The following is a 17054-nucleotide window of genomic DNA, read 5'->3' as shown; positions in this document are numbered from 1 at the left end:
TTACCTTATTCTTTAAATAGATTGACTTAGCGGTTAAAACAAGTACAATTAGCAAAAAACGATTTGAAGGTTATCTAAGGGTTTCCATAACTTTTGAATCTTCACTAATATGAGCCCTAAAGGATTGTATTATGCTACTTGCCTGGGGCTTGCTTATCATCGCCGTATTAACAGAAATCTCTTGGGGCTGCAGTTTAAAAGCTCTATCGTATTTTTCATTCAATCGCTTTTTTATAGCAATTCCAATCATTTTTAGTCTAATTAATATGGCCTTACTTGCCCATATAATGCGCTATCTTCCCGCCGGTCTTACATATGCTGTTTGGACCGCCCTCGGTACGGTCGGGATCATTATTGCCGGAATTTTCCTGTTTAACGAAAAAATTAATTTGTATCAAGTATTCTTCATATGTCTATGCGTTATCGGTGTTGTGGGACTTAAACTATGCCCTCAACCTTAACATTGCACTTCTAATATGAAAATAGCATTACTTAATAGCTAAATCGCATATTAAGTAATGCTAAATTATCACTTAATCAAAACGTAACTATAAGTAATTTCTTCTAATAATAATCAAACGAGGCAAAACGCAATGCACCGTGCTTTAAAGTAGCCAATACTTTAATAAGCTTTTCACCTTTAACAAAAGCATGATCGTATGACTTAAACGTAAAGTCATGATCTTCTAGCTTGCAGATTGTGAGATCGGCTTTTGCACCTACCTTAAGCGATCCGATTTGCCATATAGTCCTATAGCCTCAGCAGGAGCTTTAGTCACACAATTTAAGACTTTAGGCAGATCCATTCCTAAAGCAAGGTATTTTGATATCTGCAAAGGCAAGCCGTAAACATGGTTATTAAAAGCCGAAAGAGTAGTTAAATCTGACGCAATAATGTCAGGGCAAAAACCTTGTTCAACAGCAGGCTTTAAAACATCAAAAGAGAAATTAACATATTCATCTGCAGCATCAAAAATCACGCCGCGATTTCGGGCATCAATAAGTTCTTTGCGAACTTTACCGCTATCGTCAAGAATTGTCTGCCCCATATTCTGGTAAACATGGCAGACAACATCACCTTTTTCAAGAGGATCTAAAATTTTGACAAAAGTACTGCCGTGATTGGTGACATGTACGCATAAAGGCAAATTAAGGGAATGAGCAAGGTTTGCACAAAATTGCAGTGATTTATTATCTTCATCAAGAGCACAAGATTTATCAAAACGCATCTTGATGCCGCGAATTCTATTGGGGTACTGCTTTACAACTTCCTTAATCGCATCAGCATGAATTTTCACGCTTCTAAAATCTTCCGGGCAATCCAAAATAACCTGACCGTAAGAGGCTGCATTCAAATAAGCATAAACATCCATCATGTTATAGGCTGCGGCATTGGCAAAGGCTTTGAAATTAGCAAAACCGGCGCTACCGGCATCAACTACGGCAGTACAGCCTAAAGAGAAAAAGAGATCGGGGCTTATACCTAAAACCGAGCTTACAGGAAAGACATGGCAGTGATGATCGATAAATCCCGGACTTAAAATATTTCCCTTTAAATCAATTTCTTTTTTAGCCTGACAGTCAAGCTTTTCACCTTTACCGCTGATAATCCCGCCGGTTACGGCCAGCTCTCCGCGTTTTATTTCTAAAGTATCAGGATCGAAAATTTCAGCATTTTTAAACAGCAAATCAGCTTGCATCATTTTTTCCTTAGCAGTCAATTTTTCTGCTTTTTTAGTTTAAAAAAATGACTGCAAACTTACGGTATCGCAGTCATGTGCTTTCGTTTAATATACTGTAAGACTTACTTTAATTTGTAGATCAGTCCCGACACTTTTAAATTATTCTAAGTCTATTTCATTATCTTGGGAAGGTTCTGAATACTCAAAAAAGTCATATTGCTTGCGCAGGTTTTTAATTTCGGAAAAAGCGTAGCGGTGTTCAAGATAACCGTACATCTGCGTAGCGATGCTAAGCTTAAAATAATCGTAAGCAAGCTTATCCTGCCCCAGTCTTTCAAATTCCTTTCCGATATAAAAATATCCTTCACATAAGCGGCTTTGTTTTTCAGCAAGAGGAACTTCATTGCTTGACATCTCTTCAATCAAATCTTTTTTGCTTTTCTTTCCTAAATAATAGTCAACGACATTAAAGGCCCAATTATCGTTTTTAGCTTCTGCTGTCGCCTTTTGATAACGGTCTTTTAAATGAGCAAGAGCTTCCCCGTGGGAAAGAGTCTTGCTTTCTATAAGATAAAGCCACAGCATACGATAAGGATCGTTTAAATCATCATCGCAAAAGCGTTCCATATCGGGAACGGCAAGTGAATAGCGTCCGGCATAATATAAAGCTATAGCTCTATTCATTAGCGGATACAAATTGTCAGGATCAAGCTCCAAAGCCGAATCAAACGCCTCATAAGCATCCTGAAAATTCTCGTTTTGCGCAAGATATACGCCTATTATGTTGTAAGAAGGGGCAAAATCAGGACGCTCGGATAGAGAATTTAAAAACATGCTGCGGGCAGACGCTTCAAGTCCTAAACGATCATAAATAATGCCCAAATCATAAAAGACTTCGGCTCGAGCTGATGGAGTCTTTACCTGAGAAGACTCAAGCATCTGCGACAATTGAATCACGATAAGCTGGTCGCGATCGCGATTTTCTTTTGAGGGTTCGACAATCACGATATCTTCTTTAGGAACACTAAATGCTCCTAAAAAAGAAAGAGCTTCTCCTTGCGTTTCTCTTGGAGAAAGCAAAGAGCAGGAACATAAACCTGCGCATAAGAAAAAGGCAAGAACTAAGCTTTCGGTTCCTGCCTTTACTAATTTTAACGATTTAACCATTTATTTTTTACTAATCCATGGTTTCGATACCGTCCGTTTCTTTCTTCTCAATCTTCATAGGCAGGATATGGCGTCTTTGAATCTTGAGCAGGAGCGGCCAGGTACTTGCCACGTAAATTGACGAGAAAGTACCGAATACGATACCGATAGTCACGGCCAAAGCAAAGCCGAAAATCAGCGATCCGCCGAAAACCAGCAAGCATATTACCGTGATAAGAGTCGTACCTGAGGTAATAATCGTACGAGACAAAGTCTGTGTCAATGAAATATCGAACAAATGTTCCATACTTACGTCGCGTGAAACACGGCTGGCATTCTCACGGATACGATCAAACACAACGATCTTATCGTTAAGGGAGTAACCGACCACAGTAAGCACTGCCGCCAAAACAGTCAAATCATACTCAATCTGCCAGAAAGAGAACACGCCCAAAACCACGATAACATCGTAAGCAAGAGAAATAACGGCACCGGTCGCCATACGCCACTCAAAGCGGAAAGCGATATAAGCCAAAATCGCAATCAAGGAAACGACAATAGCCAAAATACCGCTTTGTACCAATTCTTCACCTACAGCAGGACCGACATACTCGGAACGGCTTAAAGTAGCGTTAGGATCAAGCTGTTTTGCCGCTGTCATGACTTTGTCGGCAACAATCTGCTGATTCAAGCCTTCTTTAGGTGCCACACGGATCATAACGTCGCTGGTAGAGCCGAAATGCTGCGTTACACCCTCTACTCCTTGCTGGGCATAAGCTTCACGCACTTTCTCCAAATCCATAGGCTCGGAATACTTGGTTTCAACCACGATACCGCCGGTAAAATCAAGGCCCCAGTTAAGACCTTTGATTGCCATAACGGCAATGCAGGAGATAACTAAAATAGTGACACAGATCTCGACAATCTCCTTGATTTTCATGAAGGGGATGACGACACCTTCTTTAATAAACTGCATCATAGCCCATTCCCTCCTTATATGCTCAGCTTCTTCAAATTAGGACGTCCGCCCCAAATAATATTTACGATGGCACGGCAAGCCGTGACAGCAGTGAACATTGAAGATGCCAAACCGACCATAAGGACAAGAGCGAAACCTTTGACCGAGCCGGTACCGACCATAAAGAGGATCAAAGCGGTGATGAATGTCGTGATATTAGAGTCGGCAATAGTTGCAAAAGCACGCTCATAGCCTAGGTTAATAGACTGCTGAACCGTTCTTCCGGCCCGTAGTTCCTCGCGAATACGCTCATAAATAAGCACATTCGCGTCAACTGCCATACCGAGAGTTAATACGATTCCCGCGATACCCGGCAAGGTCATTGTCGCGCCCGGGATAAGAGACATAACTCCGACAATCAAAACCAAATTAAAAATCAATGCCAAATTAGCGATAAAACCAAAAGCTTTATAGTAAATCAGCATGAATACGGCAAGGAACAATACGCCGTAAAACATTGCCTGCATACCGCTGTCAATGTTCTGCTGACCGAGGCTCGGTCCGATAGTACGCTCTTCAACGATTTGAATCGGAGCAATCAAAGCGCCGGCACGCAGCAACAGCGCAAGGTTATGAGCTTCTTTTACCGAATCAATACCGGTAATACGGAAATTACTGCCAAGGCGGGTCTGAATGGTTGCGACGTTAATAATTTGCTCAACCTTTTCAAAACGCGGCTTATATCCTTCCTCTCCGGCTTTGGGAGCATTCTCATCTTCATTAGGTATAACTTTATATTCAATGAAGTTAGTTGCCATTGATTTACCGACATTATCCTTGGTAAATGCTGACATAATACTGCCGCCACGGGAGTCCAGGCTGATATTAACCTGCGGACGACCGTTTTCATCGCTTGAAGAAGAAGCATCAACAATATGGTCGCCGGTTAAAATCACGCGTTTTTCCAGTACGACCGGATAATTATTCTTGTCAAAATGAAGTTCGGTTCCGGCAGGAACACGCCCCTGCATCGCAGCATTCAAATCGGCTGAGCTGTCAACCAAACGGAACTCCAAAGTAGCGGTTGCGCCCAAAATTTCTTTAGCACGAGCCGTATCCTGAATACCTGGGAGTTCTACCACGATACGATCAGCTCCTTGTCTTTGCACTAAAGGCTCGGCAACACCCAATTCATTCACACGATTACGAATGATGTTAATGTTCTGATCAACAGCATTGGTTCTGATCTCAGACAACTTCTGCTGAGTCATTTTGGCGGAAATGAAATATCTGCCGTCACGATCATAGCTTTGAAAAACAAAATCACGATGATGATCGGAAAGCAGCTTCTCTGCAGCGTCACGGGTAGCGGCATCACGGAAAGTAACGACAACGTCATCACCCTCGGTACGAGCGCCGGCAAGACGTAAATCGGCATTACGCAATTCTGATCTGAAATCGGACACGAGCTGAGTTTTCATCTTTCTCATAGCTTCGTCCATATCAACTTCCATAAGGAAATGAACGCCGCCGCGCAAATCAAGTCCGAGTTTTAAAGGATGCATGCCTAAAGAACGCATCCATGCAGGAGTTGCTGGAGCTAAGTTTAAAGCGGTAATAAAACGGTCACCCAAAGCTTTTGCAACTATATCTTTGGCTAAAATCTGATCGTTGGTGTTGGCAAAACGAATTAACAACTGACCGTTCTCAAGCTCATAATCACCCTTAATATTCTTGCCGTCAAGCAAGGTTTGAACCTGAGAAGAAACTGTAGAATCTACTTCGATTCCGTGCGTGCCTGAAATCTGCAGCGCCGGATCTTCACCGTATAAATTAGGAAGTGCGTAGAAGAATCCCAGCAAAATAATAACTGCGATTAAAAGATTCTTCCACAAAGGGAATTTATTAATCACGATGACTACCCAAAAGAAGAAGCCGCGACTTACTGCCGCGGCATATTTTTATTATTTGCTTTCAGCACCGGTGGCAACTAAAGTGCCCTTAGGTAAAACGGCAACGATGTAATTACGCTTCATCTGAATAACGATGCCGTCTGCTACGGAAATAAGAACATACTCCTTGTTTTCCGGCAATTTGCTGATGCGTCCGGCAATACCGCCGTTAGTTAAAACTTCATCACCCACGGAAAGACCGTCAAGCAATTTCTGCATTTCTTTACGCTTTTTGGAGTTCGGGCGCATTACGAAAAAGTACACCGCGAGCATGCACATCACAAGAACGATCATCATGCTCATATCACCGCCGGCAGGAGCGGCTTCAGCGGCATAAGCTGCAGGAATTAAAGAAAAAGACATAGTACAAGTACCTTAAGTAAAGTTAAAAATTACGAGATTTTGAAAATCCCGTTTCATCAGCTGATTAACATCTTTTCTTTCATTAAGAAAGAAACTTTATGCACGAGAGATAATATTACTATATCGCGCAAAAAGTTGCGGTTTTTTCTTCAAAGCAAAAAACATGCCCCAATCAAAGACCGCATAGATTGAATTGCGACAAGTATAGCACATATCGCAAAGAGCTTATATTATCAATGCAAAGAGCAGCCCAACAAAAGGCTATACGGTTTTGCAAGCCGTTTTGTAAAAGTTCTCGGCAAAAGATTCAAGCGTACCGCTCTCAATAGCATCACGAATTCCCTGCATCAAGTGCTCGTAATACCACAGATTATGAATAGTATTTAAATGTGCTCCGAGCATTTCTCCGCATTTATCCAAATGATGCAAATAAGCACGGGAGAAATGTCTGCAGGTATAGCAGGAGCAATTAGGGTCAAGCGGAGTCGTATCTGTCGCGTATTTTGCGTTACGGATCTTAACCACGCCTTGAGATGTAAACAAATGTCCGTTTCTGGCGTTGCGGGTCGGCATTACGCAGTCAAACATATCAACTCCGTTTAAAACTCCCTGCAGAATATCCTCAGGGCGGCCCACTCCCATCAAATAACGCGGTTTATCATCGGGCATAAGGGGAGCAATATGGCCTAAAGCCTTGTACATGACATCCTTAGGTTCACCTACGGCAAGTCCGCCTATTGCATATCCGTCAAAGCCGATATTAGTAAGCCCCTCTAAAGATCTTTCACGCAGCCCCTCATCGGTTCCGCCTTGAATAATACCGAAAAGGCTATTGGGATTTTCAAGCCTTAAAAATTCGTCTTTACAGCGTCTTGCCCAGCGCAGCGACAACTCCATAGCTTGTTCCATGCGCCGGTAATCGGCAGGAAGACCGATGCACTCGTCAAACTGCATAACAATATCCGAGCCCAAAGCGTGCTGCACCTGCATGGAAATCTCCGGCGACAAAAATAATTTCGAACCGTTTATAGGGTGCTGAAACTTAACGCCCTCTTCCGTTACTTTTCTGATACCGGACAAAGAAAAAACCTGAAATCCGCCCGAATCGGTCAAAATCGGCTTATTCCAGTGCATAAAATCATGAAGATCGCCATGAAGCTTTATAACATCAGTTCCCGGACGCAGCCATAAATGGAAAGTATTTCCCAAAAGGATATCTGCCCCTAACTCTTCAACCTGCTCGGGACGAATTCCCTTAACGGTCCCCAAAGTTCCTACAGGCATGAAAGCCGGGGTACGTACGATACCGCGCTTAAAATGAAGTTCACCGCGACGGGCTTTGCCGTCTTTAGCTAAAATTTTAAATTCCATCTGTGATCCTTTTTAAGCGGAAGGAGGCAAATCCATCGGCTTGGTTCTCTTAGTTATAAACATGCAGTCGCCATAACTGAAAAACTTATATTTGTCTTTAACTGCGTGATGATAGGCATGCATAGTGTTTTTATAACCGGCAAAAGCGCACACCAGCATAATAAGGGTTGATTCAGGCAAATGGAAATTAGTGATTAAGCAATCAACCACCTGATATTGGTACCCCGGATAAATAAAGATTGAAGTATCGTTATGGAACGGAGCGATTTCTCCAAGACCGTTTTCTCTTGCATAAGTTGCAGCGCTTTCAAGAGAACGGACGGCAGTAGTTCCGACGGCTATAACGCGATGACCTGCTGCGTGAGTAGCTTTGACCGCGTTTGCCACCTCTTCGGGAAGCTGGACAAATTCTTTATGCATATGATGCTTTACGATATCATCCTCGCGAACCGGTTGAAAAGTTCCTGCTCCGACATGCAAAGTAACGAAAGCGGTATTAACACCGAGGCTCTTTAATTCCTCAATCTGCGCATTATCAAAATGAAGCCCTGCGGTAGGAGCGGCAACAGCCCCCGGAACCTTACTGTAAACGGTCTGATAGCGATCTTTATCTAAAGCCTCGTCTTCCCTTTCAATATAAGGAGGCAAAGGAATATGTCCGACCTTATCCAAAAGATCAAGAAGCGATGATCCGTCTGCTGTCTCAATCATAAATAAATCGCCGTCGCGGCCCGTTACATTTAAAACATAGCCGCCGTCGATAAAAAGCTCCGAACCGGCTTTAGGCGCCTTGCTCGCTCTTATATGCGACAAAGCGGTATTAAGACCCGTGATTCTTTCAATTAAAAGTTCGACAGCTCCGCCGGTTTTCTTCGTACCGTACAAACGAGCAGGAATCACCTTAGTATCATTAAACACTAAAAGGTCGCCCGGCCGTAAAAAATCTTTAAGATCGATAAAAGTACGATCGCAAAGCTCTCCCGTGTTTCCGTCAAGACACAGCATCCTGCATTTTGTGCGCTCGGCGCTCGGATAATTGGCTATAAGCTCTTTTGGCAAATCAAAATTAAAATCACTGCGTAACACTGTCATAACCTCAAAAAAACTCGAAGCATTCTAGCATTTTTTAATGATTTTTACGGTAAAAAATGCACGTAAAAAAACGTAAGAGACAGCAAATTTTTACTGCATGCCACGCTGTTTTTTAAAGATCATAAACATCGTCTCAAAAACTGCATTAGGCAATTCTCCTACATCATTTACCACAGCAAAACTGGTAAAAAGATCATTTCCTACCGCACTTTCTATACCGAAGCCGTAAACTTCACATGAATGCTCCTTAGCAAAAGCCAATGCTTTCTCGGTCTGTTTAACGCTGTCGGGGATTCCGTCGGTTATTACTATAAAAATATTACGCTGACATGAAAACTCCTGTTGTCTGCCAATGGCATACCATAATGCCTGTGCAAGAGGAGTAGAGCCCCGCGGCTTTTGATCAAATCTTGCAATGACAAAACTCGGTTTTTCGTTATGCTTTAGCGCAATTTCATATTCAGACCTAAATCCCGGGAAAAAAGTCACTTCACAAAATATCCCGTCTATTCCTTCAAGCGCGCTTGCAAGACAATAAGCGCAGCTACAGGCGATTTCACTGCGCATGCGTCCGCTTAATTTCTCTTTTAACATCATCGAGCCGGAAACATCTACCAGAATATGAACATAGGTCGAAAAGTCTTCCTCTATTTCCTTTTTAAGAAACAATCTGTCATCGTACATAAAAAGCCTTGATAAATGTTTGGTATCAAGATACGTATGACTTTGCCTGCCTGATCGCTTCTTATCGATAAATGCACGGGCCGACAGCATCAAAGCCCTTTTTAAAGGATAAAGATCTTTTGCAGCCGCCATAATGTTTCTAAAGTTGCCTTCTTTACATACGCAAGAACCGACAAGACCCAAGTCATCGCGAGAAGATCCTTCGTCTTTTGCGGCCTCATAATTTAAAAGGACGGATTTATCCGCGCCGACATAAGCTTTTTCCGCTTTATTCAAACATACTTTGGCAAACAAATTATCATCCCGTAAAAACCTGCTTTCTTTAAGATAATCCTTACCGTTTATTGCTCGTAAATCGCTTTGGGAAACCGTATCTTTATTTTTATACGAAGATTTTAAAGACAAAAGTTCTCCTATTTGTTCGCACAATTTAAGTACTGCTGCGCTGTTTTTAAGATACGGCGCCTTTTTAATAAAAAAAGTAAGCCGGTTTAGCGCTTTAGCGCAAAGCAATTCCTTTACTTTTTTAAACAATAAAAAGGCGTTATTTCTTTGGGAAGCAAAGCCCTGGCTTTTTGCGCACAAATAATATGAAATAAATGAAAAGATAAGCGTAAACGGGTGTTGAGGTTTATTTAAAATCTCAATTAATTTTTCATCAAAACTTGAACGCAAAAATTCAAGGTTTTCCCAGACTCCGACAAATTCTCTGCCGATAAGCCGTTCGATACGGGCATCTTCAAGAACGTTAAATAGCGAAAAGAAAGTAAAGTTGCCGCTTATACTTTTTACAATTTTAAAATTCGTATACCGCACATGTGCGGCCTCATGGGCCAAATAGCCGTAAGCAAGTCTTGCTACACGCTCATCAGTAAGATTAAGTCGCGGAATAACTATTTCCTTACCGTCGGTATAAGCAAAATTCCCCTGCATCCTTACATTTATATTAAAAGCCTTAGCATAATTGGCTACGATTATAGGCATTGCGTTTTTCACGTATAACTCCTTTTTTAAAGAGCCATATTGTCGCCCAACTTAAAACCGTCTTTTTTTTTAAACACTGCAAAATACACACAACCGCATTAAAAACAGCATAAACAAGCCATTTTTAAAATGTAAAAAATTTTTTAAGCTGCAAAGCCTAAAAAAAGACCCTTCATCTAAGTTACAATGCTAAATTAAAGCTTTACATTTTTGGACCTGATAATGAACAATTCGATAAATTATTTAAAAAATTTTTCGTATAAAGAACAGGTTTCCCGCTCAGCCCTGTGGGGACATCACTTTTTATTCTTAAATGTCCTTCTATCGCTTTTAATCGGTCTTACTTATGTTTACGCAGCGCCGTCAACCGACTCTTTTACCGCATTTTTCTACTTAATCGTAACCTGGATGGGGCACATGGGCTTTTTGGCTTTTGTTACCTATCTTATTATTCTGTTTCCTTTAACCTTTATCGGCAATTTCCGTTACTACCGAGTATTTTCGGTAATTATCGCCGTTTTATTTCATTCAATCTTACTTTTTGACGCCAAATTATATTTATACGTCAAGATCCATTTATCGCTTACCGCACTAAACCTCATTTTCCGCGAACTGGATTTCAATACCGGACTTAATTACAACTTCCTGTTTATAGCTATCCCTATAGTAATCGCTTTCGAACTGTTTTTTGCCAAACTTTCCACCAAAAACCTCTATCGCAACGGCAGTAAAAAATGGGTCAAAATCACCAGCCTTATTTTTATCGCTGCTTTCGTCAGCTCTCATTGCATTCACATTTGGGCCGATGCAACCCGTTACGATAAAATCACGATTTTAAGGTCGTCTTTCCCCGCACATTATCCGATGACCGCAAAATCATTCCTTTCAAGCCACGGTTGGATTGACGGCAGCGCCAAATCCAACAACATCAGCGCTATCAATTATCCGCTGCAGCCGATTGTGTCTGAGCCGTCAGGAAAGCCGCAGAACATAGTAACTATTTTTATTAACGGTTTAAGCTATGACTCGCAGGATCCTAAAGTTACTCCTTACCTTTTATCTTTAAAGCAGCAAAGCGAAAGCTATGAGCAGCACTATCTGCCTTACCGACTTTTAAAAGATAACCTTTTTGCCTCAAGCTACGGCGTACCGCTTTTATATAAAGATACTTTCTTAAATAGAAATATTCAGCCGGTCATTTTCAGTGAAATGGCAGCTCAAGAATATATAAGCCGCTTTGTCATAAGCCAAAGCTCGGATCTTGATCCCGCCGTCATCGAAAGAGCCACTGGAGCCCGCGCCAATCAAATCATCTTTGCAAAAGATGACAATGAAACATTAAATAAAGCTGCGCAGCAAATAGCCGATTGGGATCACGATCGACCTTATTCTACTACCGTAGTGCTGTCGGATTTATTTAAAGCCCGGAACCGAAGTGAATATGATTGGCAGTTAAAGATTTTAGACAGCCGCATAGTTGATTTATTCAACGTGCTTAAGATAAACGCTCATTATGACGATACGATGATTATCGTCACCTCGGCTGCCGGCAATCCTTTTATACAAAGTGATTTGACATTTAACCGCAGCAGTCAGCATGTTCCGCTTATCATCAAATGGCCGGGAAGTGACAATATGGCTGTAGCCGTTAATAAATTAAGTTCACCTTTTGATTTGCCGGCAACGGTAGCTAAAGAAATTTTACAGGTAACCACCGTACCTGCAGATTATTCTTTGGGTGAAAATCTAAAAGAGCTAAGCGATCGCAAATTCATCGTCAGCGATGAACCTGAAATCATTCTTATCGGCAGTAAAGATACCACTGTTTACAGTGATGACGGCAATGCTTTAATAGAAGACAACGGCAAAGCTTTACGCATCAGACCTAATCTTGAAAATTTAATTCGCGCCATGCGCACTCTTAATCGTTTTAAGGAATAAAAATAAATGCAACTTACAGCTCAAAACGTAAAAGAAGTATTAATCGATGCCTCAATGACCAAACCGGTCTTTACCTATTTTTATGTTGACGCAGACGAATGTGCCGCTGCAACAACTGCAGTACAAAGTGCCATAGGGGACAACAATGCTTATGTGAATCTCGTTATGGCAAATGTCCAGGACGAAGTTGCCCAAGCTATTGCCATGCAAATAGGACTAAGAAATGTTCCTGCTCTAATCGTTTTTAAAGAAGGCCGTCCCGTTGATGCACTGCAGGGAGCGGATGTTACTGAAAAATTAAATGAACTTTTAAACAAATATATGCCTTCTGAAGAAGAGCTTGCCCTGCGGGCCGCACTTGAAGCGGAAGCTGCAGGAGATCTCGGTACCGCGCTGCAGAAAATAGCAAAAGTCTATAACGATAATCCTAAAAACAGCCAGGCAAAGTTTATCTACATAAGGCTGTGCTTAAAGCAAAAAAACTTGGATAAAGCCAAAGAACTTATTGATTCTGCCACCAGAGAAGAAAAAGAGAGCAAAGATTACCAGGATCTGTTGTCTGCATTAAATCTGGCATTAAAAGCCCAAGAGAGCCCGGAGCTTGCGCTGTTGCAGGAAAAATACAAAGAACACCCTGATGATATGGAAATCTTAAAGCAGCTTGCAGCCGCATTAAGCGAAGCAGGAAAACGCCAGCAGGCTTTAGATCTTTTATTTGAAGCCTTCAAAAAAGACACCGGCAACGCTCAAGTAAAACAGCTTATCATTGATATCCTGAACACTATGCAGGGAGATCCTCTGCAAAGCAAGTATCGCCGCAATCTTTATACTTTGATGTACTAAATTCAATCTTTCTTTTGCATTTATAACAGCGCGCATTAATTACGCGCTGTTTTTGTATTACAGTACCAGACAATAACTATGCAGCAAGGAGATAAAAATTAACATGATGCGCAAAACAACACTTTTTCTTTTAAGCAGCCTTATTTTTTCAGGAACGGTTCAGGCATCCGAGCCATCACGAGATTTTCCCGTACCGCAAACTGTCAGTGCAGATATGCAAAAAAGCATCGCCGCAGAAAATAACACCTGGAAATTCGACATCAAATCCGCAGATGAATGGTTCCCTCTTATCGACTCTTCATATCAATACGGCAGTCATAATTCAAAAATAATGGCTGATTATTTTAAAGTAAGTATTGACGAAGGATATATAGGAAACGTCCATACCTATACCATCACCCCGCCGAATATTCCCGATAATCACAAAAATCAAGTAATTTTATTCATTCACGGCGGAGGTTATGTTTTAAATCCGGGAATTGCCGGAATAGATGAAGGCGTAATGCTGTCAGGGATCGGCGGATATAAAGTGGTCGCCGTGGATTACCGAATGGCGCCTAAATACCCATATCCTGCAGCAATTGACGATGCTTTTACCGTCTATAAAAAACTTTTAAACGAGTACCCGAGTAAGAACATCGGTGTTTTCGGATCATCAACCGGCGGCGGCATGACTTTAGTACTGGCCATGCAGGCCCGCGACAACGGCGTTAAAGTACCTGGGGCCATCGCACCATGTACCCCGTGGACCGATTTGACCGAAACCGGCGACAGCTATTTCACCAACAAACACGTCGATAACACACTTGTAGGCTATGAAGGATGGATTGACGATGCCGCGCGTTATTATGCACAAGACAATGATTTAAAAGATCCGTATCTGTCACCTGTTTACGGCGATGTAACAGGATTTCCGCCGACTTTACTCGTTTCCGGAACCAGGGATTTATTTTTAAGCAATACGGTAAGAATGCAGCAAAAACTTAATGAAGCGGGAATTGAAAACAATCTTATCGTTTATGAGGGGCAGTCTCATTGCCAATTTTACTTAGGCTTGCCGCCTACAGCAAAAGAGCTTCAAGATCACTACAAAAATCTGACTGCGTTTTTTGATAAACATCTTGGCAATTAACTTACATTTTACCTTCTGATGCAAATCGGTATGAGTCTTATAGTTTCATACCGATTTTTACTGCATATCTAAATTGTCAGAAAATTCCCACAGTTTTAGTCTTTAGCTTTAAGCAGCAGTCTTTGCGGATCGGCATCCGCCGAAGGCCATCTGCTTATAATCGTTTTTATAAGCGTAGCAAGAGGTATAGCAAAAAACACTCCCCAAAAGCCCCACAGCCCGCCGAAAATCAAAATTGCCGCCAAAATAGAAAACGCATCCAAATTTAAAGCTTTGGAAAAAAGCATCGGAGTCAAAACATTACTGTCAAGCAGCTGAATAATAACATAAACGCCAAGCACCCATGCCAAAGTCATACTAAAGCCAAATTGCAGCAATGCCACTAAAATCACAGGAACACCGATAAGCACGGCGCCAACATAAGGAACTACAACGGAAAGACCTACACCGACTCCAAGCAGCGTTCCGTAATTAAGCCCCATGATTTTAAAAGCAAGAGTATTAGCAATTGCAATAACAATGATATGTACAATCTTGCCGCGAATATAACCTGCAATTTGCGAGTTGATACTAGGCCAAAATTCTTTAATGATATTTTGGCGATTGGGCAGAATGTAAGTAAGAACGCGTTTTTGCAGAGCATACTTATTTGCAAGCATTAAGAAAGTGAAAATCGGTACGATAATTAAATAAATAAGCCAGCTAAAAGCATTAAAAACAGAAGGCACCAACTGCGTACGCATCAGTACCGCCGTTGCTTTCATCAGCTGAGAGCGAATCGAAGTAAGAGCCGACAATACCGTATTTTCTGCCACCATTGACGGTATAGGATCAGGAAGAGTACTGACAAAATTCATAATGTGTTGAGTAATAAGCAAATCAATGTCTTTTACCGACATAACAAATTCATCAGAATGTGCCGCCTCTGCGCTTATTGCCTGGCTTACATCAGCGCCCATAGAAAGAATAATGTTGTAAAAAGAAATTCCCTGATTGATTATTTGCGGTACGACCAAGATCAAAGCAAGCAGAGCGGCTCCTATAAACAGGCACATAACGATGCTTGCACTTAATCTTCTCCCGACATGCAGGTGTCGCATAAAAAAACATACTGCGCCGTCAAGGCAATAAGCAAGGCACAATGCAACCACCAAGGGGCCGACAAGCCACATGAAAAAATAAATGATAATAAAAATACTGATAAGCACGCAGGCAAATTCAGGCGCGCCGGGAACTGAAAAATGTCTCCGGTACCAGTTTTTAAACAGTTCTATCATAATAATCCCTATTCTTTTGCTTTGATTGTACTCTAAAAACTATTTGCCAATGACCTTTTTACCGACTAATTATTTGTATTAAACAAGCTGCCGCTATCTTTTTACTCATTTTTGTCCATATATAATTTTTTTGTTTACAATCATAAGAAACGCCGTCATACAAAAAAAAACAAAATCGAGAACATCATGCTTAAAGCGTTAAAGAAAATTTCCTTAAGTCTTGCATTAAGTTCATTCTTATCAATACCGGTATACGCTGAAATATCAGTGCCGGATATAGGAACCGCCGGAATCATGGGGCTGACCGTACAAAAAGAAGAGCAAATCGGTAATTATTTTATGCGAGCTGCAAGATCGCAGTTGCCGATCATCGTCGATCCGGTTTTAGATGAATATGTAAGTTCTGTCGGCAACAAACTCCTAATGCATGCAAAAGGCGTGCAGTTTCCTTTTGAATTTTTCATCGTAAATAATTTAAACCTTAACGCCTCAGCTTTTTTAGGCGGAAAAGTTCAGATAAATACCGGCTTATTCGTTTATTCCGATACTGAAGACGAGTTTGCTTCGGTTCTTGCCCATGAAATTTCTCACGTTACCCAAAGACATATCGCGCGCTTTATCGAAAGCGAAGTCAAAAAAAGCAATACCTCAATTGCTTCCATAGTCGGTGCCATCGCACTGTCCATCATTAATCCGGCCGTAGGAATGGCAGCACTTTCCACTTCGCTCGGACTTGCGCAACAAAGCCGCATCAACTTTACCAGGGACAACGAATCCGAAGCCGATCGCATCGGCATCGATCTTCTCAATCGTGCCGGATTTAATCCTGAAGGAACCACCGACATGTTCAGAAAACTTTTGAACATGCAGGGTAATATTAATCCTGTTTTTGCTTTACTTATCGATCACCCGTTATCCGAAGTGCGTATTGCCGAGGCCGAAAACCGTATTGCTCAATTAAAAAAGAGACAAGATTCAACCAATCCTGACTTTTTTATGGCCAAAGCCCGTATTGACGTACGTTATAAGAAAAACGATTTTGCCGATTTAAAAGAAGTACTAAAAAATGACCTCAAGGCAAACCGTTATTACAAAAACTACGCACTGGCTTTAACCTGTTTTGAGTTAAACGAATTTAAAGAAGCCAAAACATATTTAAATAATTTAGGCGCTAACATGCAAAACAATCTTTTTGTCGTCGATCTTTTAACCGATATCGATCTTAAAGAGCACGCTTATCAAAGCGCCATCAATCGTCTTAACGGCTTATACAAGAGAATGCCGCGCAATAAAGCGGTTGTCGTTAACTTAGCCAACGCATACATTCAGAGCGGACAAAATAAAAGCGCCATAAGAATTATTAGAGATTATTTAAAACGTGATCGCAGCTATCCGCTTTCATACACTCTGCTGACCGAAGCCTATTTAAAAAGCGGCAACCGCTGCGAAGCTTTGCAATCTCAAGGAGAGGACTATGCGTTAAAAGCAAACTACAATCGTGCCATAGGATCCTACAACGAGGCTTTAAATGTCTGCCGCAACAATCTGACAGTAGAAATAATCAAAGCCCGCGTAAGCGAGCTGATTGAACAAAGGGCTTTTGACGCAGAACTAAATAAATCCTGATAA

General features: G+C 41.4%; 14 protein-coding genes. 5 read left to right on the top strand and 9 right to left on the bottom strand.

The window, feature by feature from the left end:
* Nucleotides 1-131 precede the first annotated feature (131 nt).
* Nucleotides 132-461 carry a DMT family transporter gene (locus tag HMPREF9444_RS04910; protein ID WP_040909248.1) on the top strand — a complete coding sequence of 110 codons (330 nt, stop codon included), beginning with the start codon at nt 132-134 and terminating at the stop codon, nt 459-461.
* Between the two features lie 258 nt (nt 462-719).
* Here HMPREF9444_RS04910 and HMPREF9444_RS04905 read toward each other — a convergent pair whose 3' ends face one another.
* The 8 genes from HMPREF9444_RS04905 to HMPREF9444_RS04870 all read right to left on the bottom strand — a co-directional run bounded on the left by HMPREF9444_RS04905 (nt 720) and on the right by HMPREF9444_RS04870 (nt 10244).
* On the bottom strand, nt 720-1703 hold the full coding sequence (locus HMPREF9444_RS04905; RefSeq protein ID WP_009143269.1) for an amidohydrolase family protein: 984 nt from the start codon (nt 1701-1703) through the stop codon (nt 720-722).
* Between the two features lie 138 nt (nt 1704-1841).
* Nucleotides 1842-2849 (bottom strand): lipoprotein NlpI, encoded by a 1008-nt coding sequence (nlpI, locus tag HMPREF9444_RS04900; protein ID WP_009143268.1) that lies wholly within the window; start codon nt 2847-2849, stop codon nt 1842-1844.
* 10 nt (nt 2850-2859) lie between these two features.
* On the bottom strand, nt 2860-3807 hold the full coding sequence (gene secF, locus HMPREF9444_RS04895; RefSeq protein ID WP_009143267.1) for a protein translocase subunit SecF: 948 nt from the start codon (nt 3805-3807) through the stop codon (nt 2860-2862).
* A 14-nt stretch (nt 3808-3821) separates the two neighbouring features.
* A complete protein-coding gene (gene secD, locus HMPREF9444_RS04890) occupies nt 3822-5699 on the bottom strand; it encodes a protein translocase subunit SecD (protein ID WP_009143266.1) in 1878 nt (625 codons plus the stop codon).
* 51 nt (nt 5700-5750) lie between these two features.
* Nucleotides 5751-6101, bottom strand: a complete 351-nt coding sequence (gene yajC, locus HMPREF9444_RS04885) for a preprotein translocase subunit YajC (RefSeq protein WP_009143265.1) — start codon at nt 6099-6101, stop codon at nt 5751-5753.
* 261 nt (nt 6102-6362) lie between these two features.
* The gene (gene tgt, locus HMPREF9444_RS04880) at nt 6363-7472 is read right to left on the bottom strand and encodes a tRNA guanosine(34) transglycosylase Tgt (RefSeq protein ID WP_009143264.1); all 1110 of its coding nucleotides are present in this window, start codon (nt 7470-7472) and stop codon (nt 6363-6365) included.
* A gap of 12 nt (nt 7473-7484) precedes the next feature.
* Nucleotides 7485-8564 carry a tRNA preQ1(34) S-adenosylmethionine ribosyltransferase-isomerase QueA gene (gene queA, locus HMPREF9444_RS04875; RefSeq protein WP_009143263.1) on the bottom strand — a complete coding sequence of 360 codons (1080 nt, stop codon included), beginning with the start codon at nt 8562-8564 and terminating at the stop codon, nt 7485-7487.
* 90 nt (nt 8565-8654) lie between these two features.
* Nucleotides 8655-10244 (bottom strand): vWA domain-containing protein, encoded by a 1590-nt coding sequence (locus HMPREF9444_RS04870; protein ID WP_009143262.1) that lies wholly within the window; start codon nt 10242-10244, stop codon nt 8655-8657.
* A gap of 210 nt (nt 10245-10454) precedes the next feature.
* Here HMPREF9444_RS04870 and HMPREF9444_RS04865 point away from each other — a divergent pair, with 210 nt between their 5' ends.
* From HMPREF9444_RS04865 to HMPREF9444_RS04855, 3 genes are all read left to right on the top strand, one after another.
* Nucleotides 10455-12173, top strand: a complete 1719-nt coding sequence (locus HMPREF9444_RS04865) for a DUF3413 domain-containing protein (RefSeq protein WP_040909246.1) — start codon at nt 10455-10457, stop codon at nt 12171-12173.
* Between the two features lie 6 nt (nt 12174-12179).
* Nucleotides 12180-13016, top strand: coding sequence for a tetratricopeptide repeat protein (locus HMPREF9444_RS04860; RefSeq protein WP_009143259.1), 837 nt, complete (start codon nt 12180-12182; stop codon nt 13014-13016).
* Nucleotides 13017-13119: 103 nt separating this feature from the next.
* Nucleotides 13120-14148 carry an alpha/beta hydrolase gene (locus tag HMPREF9444_RS04855; protein WP_009143258.1) on the top strand — a complete coding sequence of 343 codons (1029 nt, stop codon included), beginning with the start codon at nt 13120-13122 and terminating at the stop codon, nt 14146-14148.
* Between the two features lie 95 nt (nt 14149-14243).
* Here the strand turns inward: HMPREF9444_RS04855 and HMPREF9444_RS04850 are convergent, their stop codons facing one another.
* A complete protein-coding gene (locus HMPREF9444_RS04850) occupies nt 14244-15425 on the bottom strand; it encodes an AI-2E family transporter (protein ID WP_009143257.1) in 1182 nt (393 codons plus the stop codon).
* Between the two features lie 186 nt (nt 15426-15611).
* Here HMPREF9444_RS04850 and HMPREF9444_RS04845 point away from each other — a divergent pair, with 186 nt between their 5' ends.
* Nucleotides 15612-17051, top strand: a complete 1440-nt coding sequence (locus tag HMPREF9444_RS04845; RefSeq protein WP_009143256.1) for a M48 family metalloprotease — start codon at nt 15612-15614, stop codon at nt 17049-17051.
* Nucleotides 17052-17054: the final 3 nt, after the last annotated feature.

Source organism: Succinatimonas hippei YIT 12066 (assembly GCF_000188195.1).
GTDB classification, from domain to species: domain Bacteria; phylum Pseudomonadota; class Gammaproteobacteria; order Enterobacterales; family Succinivibrionaceae; genus Succinatimonas; species Succinatimonas hippei.
The sequence above is the reverse complement of the archived record's forward strand: the minus strand, read 5'-3'. Positions and strand labels throughout refer to the sequence as shown.

What these genes read in the sequence shown, in the direction of transcription:
- nlpI (WP_009143268.1), bottom strand. Translation starts at nt 2,849, where the DNA reads ATGGTTAAATCGTTAAAATTAGTAAAGGCAGGAACCGAAAGCTTAGTT.
- tgt (WP_009143264.1), bottom strand. Translation starts at nt 7,472, where the DNA reads ATGGAATTTAAAATTTTAGCTAAAGACGGCAAAGCCCGTCGCGGTGAA.
- HMPREF9444_RS04910 (WP_040909248.1), top strand. Translation starts at nt 132, where the DNA reads ATGCTACTTGCCTGGGGCTTGCTTATCATCGCCGTATTAACAGAAATC.
- HMPREF9444_RS04850 (WP_009143257.1), bottom strand. Translation starts at nt 15,425, where the DNA reads ATGATAGAACTGTTTAAAAACTGGTACCGGAGACATTTTTCAGTTCCC.
- HMPREF9444_RS04855 (WP_009143258.1), top strand. Translation starts at nt 13,120, where the DNA reads ATGATGCGCAAAACAACACTTTTTCTTTTAAGCAGCCTTATTTTTTCA.
- yajC (WP_009143265.1), bottom strand. Translation starts at nt 6,101, where the DNA reads ATGTCTTTTTCTTTAATTCCTGCAGCTTATGCCGCTGAAGCCGCTCCT.
- HMPREF9444_RS04860 (WP_009143259.1), top strand. Translation starts at nt 12,180, where the DNA reads ATGCAACTTACAGCTCAAAACGTAAAAGAAGTATTAATCGATGCCTCA.
- HMPREF9444_RS04845 (WP_009143256.1), top strand. Translation starts at nt 15,612, where the DNA reads ATGCTTAAAGCGTTAAAGAAAATTTCCTTAAGTCTTGCATTAAGTTCA.
- HMPREF9444_RS04865 (WP_040909246.1), top strand. Translation starts at nt 10,455, where the DNA reads ATGAACAATTCGATAAATTATTTAAAAAATTTTTCGTATAAAGAACAG.
- queA (WP_009143263.1), bottom strand. Translation starts at nt 8,564, where the DNA reads ATGACAGTGTTACGCAGTGATTTTAATTTTGATTTGCCAAAAGAGCTT.
- secF (WP_009143267.1), bottom strand. Translation starts at nt 3,807, where the DNA reads ATGATGCAGTTTATTAAAGAAGGTGTCGTCATCCCCTTCATGAAAATC.
- HMPREF9444_RS04905 (WP_009143269.1), bottom strand. Translation starts at nt 1,703, where the DNA reads ATGATGCAAGCTGATTTGCTGTTTAAAAATGCTGAAATTTTCGATCCT.